A 16,072-nucleotide genomic window follows, 5' to 3' on the forward strand; every position below is an offset into this window, starting at 1 on the left:
ACCTACTTCAACCATCTCAACTTTCGACTCAAAATTAAATTTATTGACTGCGCTCAAGGGCTAGGTAAATTCGACAGAGACACCTAATGAAAGGTGTTCATATGACACCAACAACAATATAGCTTGTTCTATCAACATTTAAGTAGAGAGGCTTTCATGCCTATGAATTATGCCGCTGCTCACCATGTGATTGAATTTCACTCCAAGCAGCTTCTGCTTGTGGAACATCAGGAAACTCCATATGTGCCTCTGGTTCCGATACTCGAGGGGATAGGTCTGGAGTCGCGAAGTCCTGCCATCAGAGAAGCACTGAAAAGATTCAAGAGCACTCTGATTAAACTTTCCATAACCTACAACGACTGCCGGTGTTCAATGCAGTGTCTATCACTCAACAAGTTAGCCGCATGGCTAATGGCAATCGATCTGGGTGCGGTGAAGGTATCCGTACGTAAAAACCTCATTACCTATCAGAACGGCTGTGATGAGGTGCTTTGGAAATATTGGCTAAATCATCGGGCATGCACGGCACCTGCAGTGAACCTGGTCTACGAAGGCCATCGCTTTCGCTTCAGGGCTATCGGCAGCGAATGCTGGTATGTCGCGACCGACGTCGCAGCGGCATTAGGCCTCAGGGACACCGAGACCTTACTTCAATCGCTGCCAGAGAATATGCGGCTTACACAGCAAATCATCGGGAGACGACGTATCACGATCAATCAGGCCGGATTAAACCGGGCCTATTTGATGGCCCCTCCCCACTATACGGAGCGTCTGAGGCTGTGGTTGGCCAATCTGAACAATGACGGGCATGCACTCGAAGCGTCACCTGATGCCTATATTCGCCTGGAGAGCGCCAATGCCACTCTCGACTATCTGGCACGAGCGAGAGGAGAGATGCGTGATGCTGGTCTGGAGCCCGTTGAATGGGACGAGGCTCGTGCCCAAGAGATCGCCAAAAATCTGCCCTGGCTTTTGATACGCAACCAACGCTGGCTGTTTACCTTCTCGCAGGACGGCACCCCACAGTTTTCTCCCGTGCCGCAGAACGCGGGCGTATTCACGCCAGAAAATGTGGTTCGCTGGGTGCGTGAAAGCGACGGCGCAGATGTGACGCTGCTTCCGCAGTTGCTGTGCGCCATCGGAGAACGCTTGAAGACGGGTTGACCAAAGATCGCGGCTTTGAAAAAACCGCCGCAACGAGCTCTCGCCAGCTGATTATCAGGATGTTCAACGGCGTCCTCTGAGCTCGGCCGGGGCGGACTGACGAACAAACCCATGTTGTGCGAGGCTCCGAAGCCTGTCCGTTAGCGTCGCCCAACGCCCCCAATTCTGCACGCCCGCAGCTCTGGCGGACAGATACAGTAACCAAAAAACTAATAGTAGCCCGTGGCGGGATTCCCACCTTGCGCGAACGCTTAAATGTACTAGCCTGCAACAATCAATTTTGGAGCTCAACATATGATACCCCTTGCTAAAAAAGAAGATGAAGTCAGAAGCAGCGACGACAGTTCCAGTTCATCCGGAAGCGAGGACAAACGAGATAATCTTATTTTCTGGGAACTATTGAAAAGTGACAAAGTTAAAATCAAGCAAGTAAGCGGAAGGGGAGTTTTATTAGGCGGAATTAAAGGGCTGGGCCACGGCGGCTCGATATATGTGAGCGCAAAAAAAGCAGGGGAATCACGATGGGAACTGTCCAAACAGGATGGACATGATTGGACACAAGTCTATTTACTGAATTATGCAGCAAAGCAGGTTACCTGCGTTCGTCGTGACGCATATGAATCAGACCATAATTTCTTTATAACCGTTGAGTTAAGCGGCTGCAGATTCACCGTAACTGACACCTATGTTCTTCATATTGCTGCAGACGTTGGTGTGAGTCACGATAGACGTAGCGGCGCCGAAAAGCGAGACGTCGCGGAGCATACAGCGCTTAAACGAACAGCACCCGAAAGCAGAAGAAGGGTTTCAGTAACTGAAAGACCTGGCTCTCAAAATTATATTGCTGGTAAAGGAGAGGCATTGGTAAGTATCGCCAGGAATATTATGATTGAAAGGTTACCTGATTTTCCATTTGCAGCAGATAGCTTATGGGGTATATATAAAGAGAAAGGGGCTTCTGCAGACACGATAAACGCTATGGTTGCTACTGCAACTCACTTAGCGAAAACGGCCGGAAAAGATGATGCCGAGGCTGGAATAATAGCGGGAGCCGTCAGGACCGCGACAGAAGCAGCGTTACCTGGGATACTATCAACGACGTCAGGAGCCTTTATATTTGGAGTAAAAACGGGCACCGAATGGAACTATTATGCTTTAATAAATGGTATATGGTCTGATATCAATCCAGTACCTCTAGTCCTTTAACCTTCCACTGATCAGCACCCGAAGGTTTGTTCAAGATAGCAACTCTAGGGAGAGTCGCTATCTTGGCGTTTAAAATTTGAGCAGCTATTCAGTTTAGAACAACCTGCCCAATGCCTCCGGTTGCCAGTTCATGACCACCAGCTCCCCAGTCACCTCTGCCTTACTCAGCCGCTGATTGGCAGTGGTATACCGAATATCCAGAGCCTCGACATGAAAGCCTTCAAAGACCCGGCGGATATCCGGGTGATCATTGATGCTGACCATGACCTTCCCTTTGCATGAACGCATGAAGTCGGCGATCCGTTGGTAACTCTCGAAAGGGAAGTCCATGCCGTAGCCAGCGGTCTGCCAATAAGGCGGGTCCATGTAGTGGAAAGTGTGTGCCCTGTCGTAGCGCTCTGCGCAGTCGAGCCATGGCAGGTTCTCGACGTAGGTACCCGCCAGACGCTGCCAGGCTGAGGACAGGTTCTCCTCGATCCGTAGCAGGTTGATTGCCGGTGCGGTGGTTGCGGTGCCAAATGTCTGGCCCGATACCTTTCCGGCGAAAGCGTGGTGCTGCAGGTAGAAAAATCTTGCGGCGCGCTGGATGTCTGTGAGGGTTTCTGGACGGGTCATTTTTTGCCATTCGAAGATCTGCCGTGAGCTGAGTGCCCATTTGAACTGGCGGACGAACTCTTCCAGGTGGTTCTGAACCACGCGATAAAGGGTGATCAGGTCACCGTTGATGTCGTTCAGCACCTCAACGGGCGCGGACTGGGGACGGAGGAAGTAAAGCGCGGCACCTCCGGCGAAGACCTCGACGTAACATTCATGGGGTGGGAAAAGAGGGATGAGACGATCGGCCAGACGGCGCTTGCCGCCGAGCCAGGGGATAATGGGTTGATACATTTGTAAGCAAGCCTTCACATAAAAATGACAGGCGGTAGACTCCGCATGCTTTGTGCACAAAGCGGGAGCCCTAGGCCGGACTTGCAGGTAGGTTCTGCGGGTTAGGTGGCAGGCTGAGATGTTGGCGCATCGTGGCCTGCCGCTCCCTTTGATTAGCTGCTGCAGCTGCTATTCACAAGCCGCAAGGGCAGCAACCAACTCCTTTTCAAAAGCGATCCTTTGCCACCGCTCAGCCAGCAGCGCGCGGACCTTCACCTCCAAGGCATCGGTTTTCACCAATCCCGCCGTGGCGAAGACCGGGACGGTAACCACCGGCATCCGACAAGGCACTTGCACCGGTACCTCCACACGAACGGTGCGAACCTCGGGAACCGTCGCCATGCAGCTGGCCAACAGCGGCAGCGATCCGGCAATCAGCATCTTCATAGCCCCAACTCTTGATCGATAACGAAAGCAGCGGCCCGGGCCGGGTCACCGCCGGTGCGCTCCAGTTGCAACCGGCTGGCCGCCTCATAGTCGGACCTGGCCTCCTCCCTGGCTTGCTGCATCGCCAGCGCGGCGAGCCGTTCTCGGTCCCTTCCCGCCTGCACCAACCGCCCCAATGCGAGTCCCTGCTCATGCGTCAGGGCTTTCAGATTGTCGCGAGCAGTAACGGCGTTACTGAGCTGGTCCTGAAGAGCATCGAGCTGCGTGCGGTAATGGCGAGCAGTCATCCCACTACCGAGGGCTGCGCCAAGCGTCAGGAGGATGGCCCCCCGCCAAATCAGCGGGCTCACATCAGCACCTCGATGGCCCGCTCGTATAGGGCCTTACGGTCGTCATAACCATTCAGGCCGCCGTTGATTCGCCGGGTGATGGTTTCAAAATCGCCCCTGTCCGCCAGACTGTTCAGACCATGCCGCCACCAATACCAGGCTGCAGACATTGCAGCATGCTGCGGTATCTCCAACAGTTCGGGATGATTGATCAGATCCAGCGCCAGGGCTTCACCGCAAGCGGTGTAGTTATCCAGGCCGGTGATATGGATCAGGCCCCTACCCCGGTATTTCTGGCCATCGCCGTCAGCTTGCGGGCTGTTGCCGAGGCGCGCAGCCAGCCGGCCGGTGTCATATCGGCTCAGGTAGGCATCGCTACCCAGCTCGCGTACATGACGCAGATGCCCTGACTCATGGCCGATCTGGGCAACAAAGGCGGCGGTGCGCGAGGGAGTGATGATTTGGTAATGCCCCATCGCGGTGTTGAGGACAGGTACAAAAACGCCCGCAACTGGGCGGGCGTGAGGAAGAATGCGCAACAGCTGCGCCTGGGTGATAGACATGTTCTTTTCCAGACAAAAAAAGGCCCGCGAGATGCGGGCTTGATTGAGCAAACTAGGGATGGTGGATCGATTTCACTCAGGCATCAGCGGCCATTCGATGGTGGACGGATACCCCCGCTGGCTGCTGACATTGCGCAACGCTACCCGGTAGCGTTTCAAATCCAGCACCTGAGCTTCAATCTCGGGCGAGCCTGCGCCGATATCCAGCAGGTCCTGCAAAAACTGCAGTTGAGCGTCCGCCTGGCCTTTGAGGCGCGCATATTGCGCATCGGCCATTGTCTGCAGCACTGACGATGAAAGCGTGGGGATTTCGGGAGGGGCTTGATCCTTCACCAGAATATGCAGAGTTACTCTGCTGATGATGTCGGCGGGTTTCCCATTGACGCTTTCGGTCTGCAGAGTAAGGATGCCGTCGGCGAAATGAACACTGGCAGTGATCTCATCCATGGGATTGGTCACCACCCCCCAACCATCCGGAGGCGGAACCAGGCCCAGGGTGCCTTCGAGCTGATAGGTCCCTACTTGCGTGCGCGTAACGACGATATCGCTCACACAGCCATTCACCGCACAAATGTCACAGATCGAGCCATCGCCCAGGATGTTGATTGCTGCGTTGGCCATGCTCACACCACCTTCAACGTGCCATCGGCGGCGCGGGTGCTGTTGCCGCCGTGGAAGATCTTGTGCGCGACCTGGCCCATGGACCAGCCGCCGACCTTGAGCTGGTTATCGGTATCGATGCCGAAGTGGCAGCCGAAATGCCCGTCACGATGGAAGGTGATGACGGCTGAGGCGTTGATGTTTCCCGCATTGGAGAACATCAAAGGTCCCATTACGCTTCGGTCGGCATCGATGGCGGCGATGTGGGGCATATCGCCATTTCGCAGAATGGTGCCTACAGACAGGTTGACCCCCGCCAGGGCCATCGCGCCTATGTTGTGGCAGGCATCGGCGCCCGTTTTGGCGCCGGTACCGCCCTGCTCCACACTCAAGGCCGTGGTCAGGCCGGTCAGTTCGGTGATGTCTTCGTTCTTGCCGCTGTGGGCAGCACCCAGTTGTTCGCGGGCCTCGGACGCATCCTTCGCGCCGGTACCGCCTTGGGCAACGCTCAGGGCCGTAGTCAGGCCCAAGAGCGAGGTGATATCGCTGTTGGCTCCCTTCTCGGCCATTTTCTCGGCCACTGTTTCGTACAGCTCGGTGAAGTTCTCGTTGCACTTCACATTGGCGCTGCGGTTGGTGTCGCCGCCCGCGCCGTCGGGCAGTTGGCCCAGTTCGATGATCTGTTGCGTCATGATTTTCTCCAATGAAAAACCCGCCGGGGCGGGTTGGTTTGAGTGTTCGGATTCAGCGATAGGGAAACGGCAGGCTACTCGTTCGCACCACCAATGCCTGGGGATAGCGGTCGGTGGGCAAGCGGTCAACGGAGCCGGGAATAGTGATGGCGGTGGAGCTGGTCACCTGGGTGGTCGCACCTGCAGGCGCAAACATAAAGCTGATACCGCCAACCCGCCCATACGCGCCTTCGATCATCCCCACGGCCAGGGTGTTAACGCCGGTAAGCTGCGGCGCCCAATGCCCCATGCAGGTCCTCGACCAGGGCAGGCAAGCCGCATATTCGACGCCACCGGCAAGATTCACGTTGGTGACGAAATGCGCCTGGGGATCGAGGTGGGCCTGCTGATGGCGCACCACTTCCCACCATCCCCCGTTATGGGGCGACGGGTAACGGCCGTAGATATCCAGCCCGCCCGGACCAGGCGCCTGGATGGCTGCCTCAATGTTCAGCGGCGGTTGCAGCGAATTGAAGGTGCATACGCCCTGTTCTGTGTAGGTTTTCAGGAATGGCGAGCCCGGCAAATTGTCCGCCATCAGGTCGAAAACATAGGCCTTCGTCCCCGCATCCACTGCGCTGTACATGAAGGTGATGCTGTCACCACTGCGCCAGCTGCCCTGCAGGCAGCCTTTGCCGACGATAAACACGACTGGGGACTGGACGTTGGACACGCTAATAGTGAACATCCGGTCGCCCTCCCGGAATGAATCCTGATAGCTGCCACCTTCGTTGGGATCAACGTTCGATCCCCTGAGATATTTGCGCGGCCAGATCTCCCCCGCGACCAGGTAGCCGCTTTTAACCAGGCCGTAACAAATCCGGTTGGTGTCGAACAACAGCTCGCCGTTGTCCTTGTGGACGATCAAGGATGGCATCAGTAGTACCCGTAGTAGATCCGGCAATTGGCCGAGAAATAACCCCAGCCGTTAGTGGGATAGGAATAGCTCCAGGACAAGGTATTACCGGACAACGTGACGCCTGGACGCTTGCCTTTTTCGCGCTGCAGGTCGGCAAGGGGCACGACGATGAAATAGGCGGTCTTGCCAGGCGGCGGCCATGGAATGGTGGTCGCGCCATTGGCACCATAGGTGTCTACGCTGCCCATGGTCTGGCTGATCTTCATGGTCATGTCCACCATGACCCGGCCCGCCGCGTCGGTAATATAAAGACCGGTCATGGCTACAAACTCAGGTTGATGCCCAGCACGCCGTTGGGATGGAACAGCTGGACGGAGGTGTTGGTGATGCGCATGCGGCCGTTGCCGCTGCTGCCGTTAAGCTCCATGACCCCGGCCTTGTCGAGCCGCCAGCCCCGGTATCCGGGCTGATAGTCATTGGACTGGATGTATTCGCCGATCATGGCGTTGGTGATCCAGCCGGTGCCAATCAGGGCCTGGCGGATAAAGGTCTGACCGTTCTGCACCACGAAAGGCGCTGTGATCGCACCGCCGTCCATGCTGTTGACCACGGCGAAGCGATCGGCGCTGACCAGGAACTGGCTCTGCAAACCGGCGTCGGTGTTCTCGATGCTCAGGCCGATGCCGGCCGCCACATATTGGCCGTCCTGATTGAGCTGCAACTTCACCGACCACATGGCCGAGGCCTTGCCCTCCAGGTCGACCACCGCCTGACTGACCTCCTGAACCACTGCGCTGGTTTCATCCACCGACACCTGCACCGTGTCCACCCGCTTGCCCATGGCGATCCCGTCCTCGATCCGCGCCGACTGCTCGGACCAGACGCCGACAAAGGCCCGGCTGTCACCGGCATTGCCGTCTTCATCACCGGCCAGCGGCGGGTCGAGTTGAGCAAACACGCCCTCCACCCGCTCGGAGATCGCCTCCACTTCGCCGGACACCACCTGCAGGCGGCCGTTGACCGAACCGGGCAGATCGGCCGGGCCATCGATCAGATCGATACGGTCGGTGAGATGCTGGCCGAGGGCGGATTCGCCGATTTGGCCTGCGAAGTATTCTTCGTAGTCCGATTGCTCTGTACTGGATTGCCCATCGACCCCGTTTCCATCGGGATACCAACCACCGATATTGCCGGTCCGATCTACCAAACGCGCCCAGAAGAAAAAGCGTGCCCCAGCCATCAGTCCCTCAATCGAATGCCGCGCTTGGGGATAAGCAAAGTCGGCAAGCTTCCTGGCATCCTCAAGGCTTGGGGTTGCGCTCTGCCAGATCTCGGTACGCTGGGTATCCTCCGCGCCCGGCGGGAATGCCCACTCCAGATTGATGCCGTATACCTTGCTGCTGGCTCGCAGAAACGAGACCACGGGCGGCGGCGTGGTTTTGCCTCCCAGTAGGACTTCAAGGCTGTTGCCCCAGACGGAAGCCACGTCCATGACGTTGATCGCACTGACCCGGGCCAGGTAGCGCCCGGCATAAATATTCTCGACTTCGGCGCCGAGGCTGCCGGTACGTGGGAGACGGATCCAGTTGCCGCTGTCCTTGCGCCACTCGACGTTGTAGGCCACGGCACCCTCTACCGCATTCCAGCTGATGCGCATGGTGGTGATGGCGATACCCTGGGAAATCACGTCGCGCGAGGTTATTTCAATATTGGTCGGTACCGGCATCACGCCAGGCGGGATGATGCTGATCGGCTGCGGATCGATCCGTGCGCCATTGTCGATGGCGTCGTATTTTTGCGATTCATGCTGCACCGCCGTGATCTTGTACTGGTGCAGGCCTTGCGGCTCGATGGTCTGCACCCGGTAACGCATGACCGCCAGATCCGCGCTCTCTACCGACCAGCTGCATTCGGCCTGCGGCTCTTCGGAATAAGCCGCCATGACGGTGACCTTCCGCCCGTCCACCGATCTGACAATGCGTCCCTCCGGCTTGCCGCTGGGCAGGTTGATAATCAAGCGATCTTCGGGCTGGACCGGTGCATCCATGTCCAGAGTGATGACCCGCGTGGTGGCGGCGACAATCCGCCCGCCGTTGGTTCGCCCCGAGAACAGCTCATCGGCCACGCAGATGATATGTCCCGGCTCGATGTTGCGGCCTTCCATGCCGGTGGTGAACGACACCGACCAGCTCTCGTACTGCTCGGATTTCAGCGCCCAGACGCCATGGCGCATGGCCTGGCCTTCCGAGGTGCAGCCGAAGGCAGAAACGTCCAGCTGGCGATGGCCGAGGATGCTGATCAGCTCATCATTGGTGACGGCAGCCTGCTCGGTCTTGTAGTCATTGGCCGGGTTGTCCCACGACACCTTGGCGCGGGTGTGCCGGTCCGGCCAGGCTGCGGCGCTGTACTCGAACTCACCGATAACGTTGGAACGGGTGAACACATAGCCGTCATCGCTGCCGGGAAAGTCGGCCACCATGGTGACCATCGAGCCATTCCAACAGCTGCTGCCATGGAACACGCTGGCCAGGTCCGACAGCAGCGCATAGCCCTCAATCTGATCCTGGATATAGACATTGGTGGTCATCCGCGGCTCAGTGCCGCCCTTACCGTCAGGCACCATCACATCGCAGTTGCGACCGATCTCGTAAAGGGTCCAGCGGTCCACCATATCGGCAGTGATCCGCCGCCCCAGGCCATACCGGCGGTGCAAAACCAGGTCGTACCAGACCCAGGCAGGGTTGTTCGAATAAGCCAGTTTGAAGGTGCCATCCCAGTTGCCCACATAGGTGCGGCTTTCGGGATCATAGTTACTCGGTACGCGGATGATCCGCCCCCGGGCGCGCAGGCTGAACTTGGGAATGTTCTGGAACTGCGAGGCATCAAACTGTATGGCTCCGACCGCCAGATTGGGATAGCGCAGCTTGGCATCGATGACTTCGGTCAGCCCTTTGATTCGCATCATGTCGGCAATGTTGCTGTCGTTGCGATTTGGGGTCAGGCGGCGCACCCGCACAAGGGCACTGCTGAACCCTGCTGGCAACTCGATACGATGGCTGCGCTCATATTCGCTGGTGCCCTTGTCGTTGAGCGTCGCACTGAGGTACGGCAGGTAGCTGCCGCCATCCACCGACAGATCAATGGCGTAATCGATCTGGTAGCCAATCTGATCCCCGTTTGGAAGCACCTGCCAGATCTGCGGCCAGGACAAGCGGATACGTACCGCTGATAACTGCGGATCATTGATGCCACGGGTCCAGGGACTATCCGACTTCAGTTCCACCGGAAAGCCCTGGGTGATCTCATTTTCCACAGCCGGGAATCCGGCCATGTGATCCTGATCGACAGTGCCTGGCCGGAAATCCCAGCGGCTGCCCGGGAAATTTTCACTGCCATCCGGTGAAATGAGCGGCGTGCCGTCGAGCATGACCGAGCGAAGCCCATCCACAGGGCCAGCTATGGGGCCTTCGCTCAGAAAGTACAGAAGCTTGGCCGTGGCGATGGATAGCGCACTGTCCGGAGCCTTATAGGGTTGATGAGGCTTCTGCTCACCACCCTTGGCGCCTGAAACCGGCGCAGCCGAACGGTTGCGCTGACGTCCGTCGACGTGCGCACTGGATGCGTTGTTCATGGTTAGTCCTTATTGCTGGTCTTCGGCGTAGATCCCGGCCGAACCGATGGCGCCACCGATGTCGCGCTCGCCGTAGAGCAGCGGCTTGCAGCGGCCTTGAGCCGTGGTCGTGACCGCGCCGCCAAACGCATACGAAGGCTTATTGCCCTCCTCTTCCTTGTTCAGCAGGCTGCCCGGCGACGGCGACATCATTGTTGCCACACCCCCCAATAGCAGGCCTGCACCAGCGGCCATCAACTGGAACTGACCGGTGTAGGCCCCGACGACCATCAGGACGACTCCGGCTATGGCCGCGAACAGCCCGCCAGACTTGCTGCCCACAACAATCGGCGCGATACGAATCGGCTCGTTGCTGTCACAGCGCATGCTCAATTCCTCCTCCGGAAGATTGCGCTTGCCACGAAATACCGCGAAAACCAGGCCGCGCTCTTCAGACAGGCGCAGAAAGCGTCGAAAGCCAGGCACCATCACGCACAAGGCATGCACCGCTTCAGCCCCGGAGCGAACCGCTAGCCGATGAACCCGACCAAAGCGCGTGCCCAAAACTCCGTATAGCCGAACCTCGACCACAGGCGGAAAGTCGCTGACATACGCGGCCATCAGCGCACCTCCGAAACAGACTTATGCCGAAGCATCAGCCGCGTGCAGTCGGCCCACATCCCGCCATATACGTCGCGGCTGGATTTTTTGTTGTAGCGATGGTGAATGAAGCTGTACTTGACCGGGTGTAGACCCGGCTCGGTGTTGAGGCCTACATCGCCCAGGAAGACCCCTGCATGATTTGGAGCCTGGGCATCGATCTGCATTACCAGCATGTCGCCGTACTGCGGCTCAGTGACGGGATAGAATCCAGCCTGCTGGTAGTAGCGCTCATACAAGCTCTCGCCGGTTTTCCACCAGCCGTCACGACGGGGGAAGTTCGGCAGCTCCAGCCCCCATTCACGCCAGTAGAAGTCCCGGCACAAGGCATAGCAATCGAGCAGGCCGTGGGCGAATTCGCGGCCGATCAACGGCGCCTGATAACCGCTCGGAGCGAACTCAAAGTACTCCCCGGAAGGCCAGCTGACGATGCACCAGGGCAGCTCGTGCAACTCACAACTGACCCGATCGGCCATGCTCGGTTGCGGTAAAACGTCGGGATGGCTATGGACAATGGTCAGTATCTCACCGCGATCCTCAGCTGCAGCCTTGTCATGGGGGTTGATGATGAAATGCTCACTGGGAGTCGTGGCATCGTTGTGGCAGGGGACGTACTGTTGCGTGCCGTTCTCTTCGATGATCACGCCACAGCATTCCTTGGGATACTGCTCGGCAGCATGGCGCTGGATCTGTTTCAGCAACGTGTTATTCATGTTCAATCTCAAATCATTGATGCTCCCGGCGCGCCACCAAAAGGCAGCGGGTTGCCTTTGCCGTGGCGTTTCTCGCAATCACTGATACGCCCGCCGCAACGATCCAGCGCCGGGTTGTCCACGGGGTTACCATCAGCATCGAACATCAGGCTACCGGTGTAGTTACAGTCCGGGCCGCGATACTCGCCCCACAGACACCACTCGCAGCGGTTCATGATCTGGCCGCCGGGGAGCTTTTGGCCTTTCACTGCTGTGGGCGGCGCCAAGGCGAAAACCACTTCTGTCCGGCTGATACTGGTGGGCTGGTTGATATAGGAAATGTCCAGCCGCTCCTGGGTGCTCGCATCCGGATTGCCGCCGGGAAAATTGACGGCGTCCAGGTATTTGGCATAAGTCTGATGCACGATCAGGCGGATGCCGCATAGGTGCTGGAACTGTAAACACAAAGCCGTTATCAGGCCGTCCAGGTTGCTGATTTTCAGCGTCGGCATCGAGGTGTTGCCCTCCATACCACGCCCAAAGCCTGCGGTTTCGAATGGGCGCGGCTCATAGCGCTCGCCCTTCCAGAAAATCGGCTCGGCCTGCTGGTGAGCGTGGTAGCGCAACATGCCCATGCCACGCGACTCGCCGTCCAGCTCGATCAACTGGATCAGTGCGCCCGGCTCAAGCTTCTGGTCATCGGCAGTAATCATGGTTCGGCCTGCGGGTTAAAGACTTGCTGAAAGGTGGTGGTCAGGGTGAATTTCCTACCCCCATGGGGCTGCAGCTGCCAACCACCCGTGGTGATAAATGCCCCCTGCCTGGCCATCGGTGGCGTCCACAAAAAATGATTAGCGCTCTTATGCCGGACAAAGAAATCCTGAATCGGCTGCAGGTACGTCTCGGTACCGGTGAACGACACCGACCAGGTTGCGGCGAGATTGTTGATGCCCACTGACAATCGCTGGCTGTAACCATTGGCGAACTGCGAAGTGAGCAAGTTGGCCTGGGTGTCGCCGCTGGAACTCACGCGCGGCGACCAGATGAAGACTTCGACCATCAACCGGCCCTCCTGTTATTGGGATCAAGCAATCCGTTCTGGCCCTTTTCGCTGATGATTACCCCGCGCGCGATCTTCGGCATCTCGGCCCTCACCGTCGCCAACAGCGCGTGTCCCATGGCTTCGTAGCCCTGGGTCGAATCGACCGTGCCGTCGGAGCCATCGCCATTGATCGTGATGTGGATCTGTGGCGCAGTCTCGCCTTGATTGGCCGCTTCAGGGGTCTTGCTGAGAAACTGCTTGAGGTCGCGGTTGGTGCGCCCATCAACCACACGCTCACCCTTCTGCAGCAGCCAGGTGCCTTCCTTGGGAATGCTGTCGATGCCGTCGTGGGCCATACCCGCCAAGGTCATACCGGCGACCATGCCTGCGTTGGCGTAACCCGCTGCAAGAATCGCTGCGCCGACTGGAATGCCGCCGAGAACCGTCAGTTCAGCCGGGGCCTTGGCTGCCGCGATCTGCGCGTTCATGATGATGGAGGCGACTGCAAAGGCTTTCTGCGCCATAAACAGCACCTTGTAGGCACCTGATTGCTCACCTGCGATCTTGCCCACCATTTCCGCCGCATTGCCCGCCAGCTCACTGAATGTGCTGAACATCGCCACTTTGTAGCTGCCCTGGATATCAGACAGTTTCTGCTGATTGATCTCGTGGATCTCCGCCACCCGATCCAGATACTCCTGCTCGCTGCTGAGCTTTTGCGCATGCAGTTCGGCCTGCATGGCCAGCTGCTTTTCATTCCAGGCTTTCAGTTCGGCCTCGGCCTCGGCCGCCTTGATCATCTCGCCGATCGGTCCCCCCACCGACGGATCAAGACCTCCAAACTTGGGAGCCTCAGCGATCGAGGCTTTGGAAATGGCATCGGCACCGGCTCGATACTGATCCGCTGATAAGCCGCCCTGGCTCTGTAGCCTGGCCAGTTCCTCATAGCGCTTGCGGGTCGAGACCAGCAGGCTGTCCTCCTGCTTTTGCAGGTCGGACATCAGGTCCTTATAGGACTTCTGAGTATTCAACTGGTCGAGGGCAATCGCAGCCCGCTCAAGCTCGGTTTTCTTCGCCTGATCAAGCTGCTTTAGCTGGCCTTCACGGGTCTCGAATTCGACCTTGGCCAATTCTGTTTTGCGACCATGCATCTCGACCTGTTCGTTCAGGCTGCGCAGGGTACGGCTGTAATTGTCCTGCAGCTGCCGGGCTTCGCGCTCAACTGCGGCCGCCGCTTCCTTGGCTTTGCGGGCCAGCTCTTCCTGGGCTTTTTGCGCTGCTGTGCTGGCATCTGCTAGTTTTGCGGCGGCCTGGGCTTGCTCCAGTAATTGCTGGCCCTTGGCACTTTGCCCGAGGTTGTCACGTTCAGCCTGGCGATTGATCTCGCCCAGCTCGGACGGATCCTTGAGTTTTGCAGTCCGTTCATTGAGCGCTTCAATGCGCTTCTCCCAGGACTTGACCATTGAGGCATCAGGACCGCGAATAGTCCCCAGCCCAGAGCCCAACCCCTCAGCGGCGGTCTGGGCAGACCCCATAATGCTGGTCAGCAAAGACGTCTGTTCCCGCGCCGCATGGATCCGCTGGACCGTTGTGTGGTACTGAGCCGCGAGCCCTTCCAGCTTGCCTTGTAGTTCTTCCGTGGTGCCGATAGCGTTGATCAGGTTCTGAGTGGCAGAGTCAATATCGATACCGCCCTTGATCCCCCGCCCGAAATTCCCGGCGGCTGCGGCACGCTGATACTGATTCGCAGAAAAGTTACTCCCGCCGAGGTAGTCGCCACTTGGCCCCTGAGCGATGGCGCGCATATCCGCCAGAATTGAAGCGGCCGCCCTCTTGGCCTGCTCTTGTTCCTGCGCCAGCTTGGCGAGGATCGGCCGTTGCTGGGCGGCGCCAAGAGCCTCCCATTCACTGCGTAGTTCCTGTATCGGCTTCTGCAGGTCGACCGACGCCTGCGCGGCCTTGTCCGCGCCATCACGAAACAACAGAAAGCTGGCCGCCGTGGCCGCGACCATAAAGCCCAACCCCAACGGCCCACCCACCAGACCCAGCAGGCCCCGTGTCGCGTTACCCATGAGTGAGCTGGCCCGGGCGTTGGCGACCTGGGCCGCCGTGTGGGCTTGAGTCGCCTGCAGATCGGCGAGCCGGGCTAGGCGCAGCCGACTCAGTGCAGCCGCGTGCTGCTGCGTGCCAATGGCCGCTGCGACCTGAGCGCGAGCATCGATCACTTCGGCTGCGGTTTTACGGACGAGGATCGCTGTGACATCGAGCTGGGCACGGGCACGACCCATCTCTGCAGACTGAGCCGCGCGAGTAGCCGCCGCCTGGGCGATCAGCGCCGAGGTAACGCCGGTAGCCTTGCGGGCCAGTATCGCGATGCCCGCGACTGCCGCCACCTGGGCCAGGGTATCGATGTTCTCCGAGACGACGCCTATGGCCTTGGACAGACCTTGAGTGGTGCCGGTCGCGCCATCTACATCCCCAACCCACCGCTGAAATGCGTTCGACAGGCCAGTCATGGAGCCGCTGATGGAACTGGGCATCGCCGCATATTCCTGCTGCAGGACGCCAAGCTGGCCGACCAGGGCTGGAACGATCTTTTCAATGGTCAGCAGGCCTTCATTGGCCATTGCCTTGAGGTCTTTTCGCGCAACGCCCATCCCGGCTGCCAAAGCGCGCATAACGCGGTCGCCGTTGGCGTTGACCGCGACAAAGTCGTTACCGCGCAGCACGCCCTGGGCGAGTGCCTGGGAGAACTGGGTGATGACGGAGGATGCCGCCGCCGCGTTCGCACCGGAGATCTGCAGGCCGAGCGCTAAGGCCTCAGTTACCTGCAGGACGGTTTGCGAGGAATAACCGTAGTCGCGCATGGAGCCCGCCGACAGGCTGAACAGCTTGGCGTTATCGCTGAATGCAGTGCCGGTCTTCTGGCTGATGGCGAACAGCACTTGCTGGCTGCGGGTAAAGTCATCGGTGCTTAGCGAGGCCAGTTTCAAGCGCGAGTTGACCTGATTCCAACTGTCGGCCTGGGACAAAAGATTGCTGACCGCCAGCGCACCGAGCATGGCACTGGCATAACTGCCAACGGTGCTGGTCAGCGAGCCCATCGCAGCATTCTGCGCATTGATCGCCGCCTGCTGGGATCGCCAACCTGCAGCGGCTTGCCGGTTGCCATCGCCAATGGTGCGCAGATAGCTCTGCCCGGTTCTCGCGGCGCGGGCCATCTCTCGTTGGTATGCACCCGTTTCCGCCGAGACGCTGACGATCAGAGAACGCAGGGTGTTGCCTGACATTTGGTTTTCTCC

Annotated in this window: 16 protein-coding genes; 2 read left to right on the top strand and 14 right to left on the bottom strand. The window is 58.6% G+C overall.

The window, feature by feature from the left end; genetic code table 11:
- Positions 1 to 156: 156 nt before the first annotated feature.
- Complete coding sequence (locus tag M2401_RS05440) at positions 157 to 1,164, top strand: phage antirepressor N-terminal domain-containing protein (protein WP_259100538.1); 1,008 nt, start codon at positions 157 to 159, stop codon at positions 1,162 to 1,164.
- A 294-nt stretch (positions 1,165 to 1,458) separates the two neighbouring features.
- Positions 1,459 to 2,370 (top strand): hypothetical protein, encoded by a 912-nt coding sequence (locus tag M2401_RS05445; protein WP_259100539.1) that lies wholly within the window; start codon positions 1,459 to 1,461, stop codon positions 2,368 to 2,370.
- Between the two features lie 93 nt (positions 2,371 to 2,463).
- Here the strand turns inward: M2401_RS05445 and M2401_RS05450 are convergent, their stop codons facing one another.
- From M2401_RS05450 to M2401_RS05515, 14 genes are all read right to left on the bottom strand, one after another.
- Positions 2,464 to 3,258 (bottom strand): DNA adenine methylase, encoded by a 795-nt coding sequence (locus M2401_RS05450; protein ID WP_259100540.1) that lies wholly within the window; start codon positions 3,256 to 3,258, stop codon positions 2,464 to 2,466.
- A 168-nt stretch (positions 3,259 to 3,426) separates the two neighbouring features.
- Positions 3,427 to 3,684 (bottom strand): hypothetical protein, encoded by a 258-nt coding sequence (locus tag M2401_RS05455; RefSeq protein WP_259100541.1) that lies wholly within the window; start codon positions 3,682 to 3,684, stop codon positions 3,427 to 3,429.
- Positions 3,681 to 4,034 carry a hypothetical protein gene (locus M2401_RS05460; RefSeq protein ID WP_259100542.1) on the bottom strand — a complete coding sequence of 118 codons (354 nt, stop codon included), beginning with the start codon at positions 4,032 to 4,034 and terminating at the stop codon, positions 3,681 to 3,683. The genes M2401_RS05455 and M2401_RS05460 overlap by 4 nt, the downstream gene beginning before the upstream one ends.
- Positions 4,031 to 4,576, bottom strand: a complete 546-nt coding sequence (locus tag M2401_RS05465) for a glycoside hydrolase family 19 protein (RefSeq protein WP_259100543.1) — start codon at positions 4,574 to 4,576, stop codon at positions 4,031 to 4,033. Before M2401_RS05465 ends, M2401_RS05460 begins: the two co-directional genes overlap by 4 nt.
- A 72-nt stretch (positions 4,577 to 4,648) precedes the next feature.
- Entirely contained in the window at positions 4,649 to 5,197 is a 549-nt protein-coding gene (locus tag M2401_RS05470; protein WP_259100544.1) for a tail fiber assembly protein, read from the bottom strand.
- Between the two features lie 2 nt (positions 5,198 to 5,199).
- Entirely contained in the window at positions 5,200 to 5,868 is a 669-nt protein-coding gene (locus tag M2401_RS05475; RefSeq protein ID WP_259100545.1) for a hypothetical protein, read from the bottom strand.
- A 52-nt stretch (positions 5,869 to 5,920) separates the two neighbouring features.
- The gene (locus tag M2401_RS05480) at positions 5,921 to 6,784 is read right to left on the bottom strand and encodes a hypothetical protein (RefSeq protein ID WP_259100546.1); all 864 of its coding nucleotides are present in this window, start codon (positions 6,782 to 6,784) and stop codon (positions 5,921 to 5,923) included.
- Entirely contained in the window at positions 6,784 to 7,086 is a 303-nt protein-coding gene (locus M2401_RS05485; RefSeq protein WP_259100547.1) for a hypothetical protein, read from the bottom strand. Before M2401_RS05485 ends, M2401_RS05480 begins: the two co-directional genes overlap by 1 nt.
- Positions 7,087 to 7,088: 2 nt before the next feature.
- Positions 7,089 to 10,397, bottom strand: a complete 3,309-nt coding sequence (locus tag M2401_RS05490; RefSeq protein WP_259100548.1) for a host specificity protein J — start codon at positions 10,395 to 10,397, stop codon at positions 7,089 to 7,091.
- A gap of 9 nt (positions 10,398 to 10,406) precedes the next feature.
- Positions 10,407 to 10,997 carry a tail assembly protein gene (locus M2401_RS05495; RefSeq protein ID WP_259100550.1) on the bottom strand — a complete coding sequence of 197 codons (591 nt, stop codon included), beginning with the start codon at positions 10,995 to 10,997 and terminating at the stop codon, positions 10,407 to 10,409.
- The gene (locus M2401_RS05500; RefSeq protein ID WP_259100551.1) at positions 10,997 to 11,755 is read right to left on the bottom strand and encodes a C40 family peptidase; all 759 of its coding nucleotides are present in this window, start codon (positions 11,753 to 11,755) and stop codon (positions 10,997 to 10,999) included. Before M2401_RS05500 ends, M2401_RS05495 begins: the two co-directional genes overlap by 1 nt.
- Positions 11,756 to 11,757: 2 nt before the next feature.
- On the bottom strand, positions 11,758 to 12,441 hold the full coding sequence (locus tag M2401_RS05505; RefSeq protein WP_259100552.1) for a phage minor tail protein L: 684 nt from the start codon (positions 12,439 to 12,441) through the stop codon (positions 11,758 to 11,760).
- On the bottom strand, positions 12,438 to 12,788 hold the full coding sequence (locus M2401_RS05510) for a phage tail protein (protein ID WP_259100553.1): 351 nt from the start codon (positions 12,786 to 12,788) through the stop codon (positions 12,438 to 12,440). The genes M2401_RS05505 and M2401_RS05510 overlap by 4 nt, the downstream gene beginning before the upstream one ends.
- Positions 12,788 to 16,060: a tape measure protein gene (locus M2401_RS05515; RefSeq protein WP_259100554.1), complete on the bottom strand. Its 3,273-nt coding sequence runs from the start codon at positions 16,058 to 16,060 to the stop codon at positions 12,788 to 12,790. Before M2401_RS05515 ends, M2401_RS05510 begins: the two co-directional genes overlap by 1 nt.
- Between the last annotated feature and the right edge of the window lie 12 nt (positions 16,061 to 16,072).

The organism is Pseudomonas sp. JUb42, from assembly GCF_024807945.1.
Taxonomy (GTDB): Bacteria; Pseudomonadota; Gammaproteobacteria; order Pseudomonadales; family Pseudomonadaceae; genus Aquipseudomonas.

What these genes read in the sequence shown, in the direction of transcription:
- M2401_RS05515 (WP_259100554.1), bottom strand. Translation starts at nt 16,060, where the DNA reads ATGTCAGGCAACACCCTGCGTTCTCTGATCGTCAGCGTCTCGGCGGAA.
- M2401_RS05505 (WP_259100552.1), bottom strand. Translation starts at nt 12,441, where the DNA reads ATGATTACTGCCGATGACCAGAAGCTTGAGCCGGGCGCACTGATCCAG.
- M2401_RS05450 (WP_259100540.1), bottom strand. Translation starts at nt 3,258, where the DNA reads ATGTATCAACCCATTATCCCCTGGCTCGGCGGCAAGCGCCGTCTGGCC.
- M2401_RS05465 (WP_259100543.1), bottom strand. Translation starts at nt 4,576, where the DNA reads ATGTCTATCACCCAGGCGCAGCTGTTGCGCATTCTTCCTCACGCCCGC.
- M2401_RS05475 (WP_259100545.1), bottom strand. Translation starts at nt 5,868, where the DNA reads ATGACGCAACAGATCATCGAACTGGGCCAACTGCCCGACGGCGCGGGC.
- M2401_RS05485 (WP_259100547.1), bottom strand. Translation starts at nt 7,086, where the DNA reads ATGACCGGTCTTTATATTACCGACGCGGCGGGCCGGGTCATGGTGGAC.
- M2401_RS05470 (WP_259100544.1), bottom strand. Translation starts at nt 5,197, where the DNA reads ATGGCCAACGCAGCAATCAACATCCTGGGCGATGGCTCGATCTGTGAC.
- M2401_RS05455 (WP_259100541.1), bottom strand. Translation starts at nt 3,684, where the DNA reads ATGAAGATGCTGATTGCCGGATCGCTGCCGCTGTTGGCCAGCTGCATG.
- M2401_RS05510 (WP_259100553.1), bottom strand. Translation starts at nt 12,788, where the DNA reads ATGGTCGAAGTCTTCATCTGGTCGCCGCGCGTGAGTTCCAGCGGCGAC.
- M2401_RS05480 (WP_259100546.1), bottom strand. Translation starts at nt 6,784, where the DNA reads ATGCCATCCTTGATCGTCCACAAGGACAACGGCGAGCTGTTGTTCGAC.
- M2401_RS05495 (WP_259100550.1), bottom strand. Translation starts at nt 10,997, where the DNA reads ATGGCCGCGTATGTCAGCGACTTTCCGCCTGTGGTCGAGGTTCGGCTA.
- M2401_RS05440 (WP_259100538.1), top strand. Translation starts at nt 157, where the DNA reads ATGCCTATGAATTATGCCGCTGCTCACCATGTGATTGAATTTCACTCC.
- M2401_RS05490 (WP_259100548.1), bottom strand. Translation starts at nt 10,397, where the DNA reads ATGAACAACGCATCCAGTGCGCACGTCGACGGACGTCAGCGCAACCGT.
- M2401_RS05445 (WP_259100539.1), top strand. Translation starts at nt 1,459, where the DNA reads ATGATACCCCTTGCTAAAAAAGAAGATGAAGTCAGAAGCAGCGACGAC.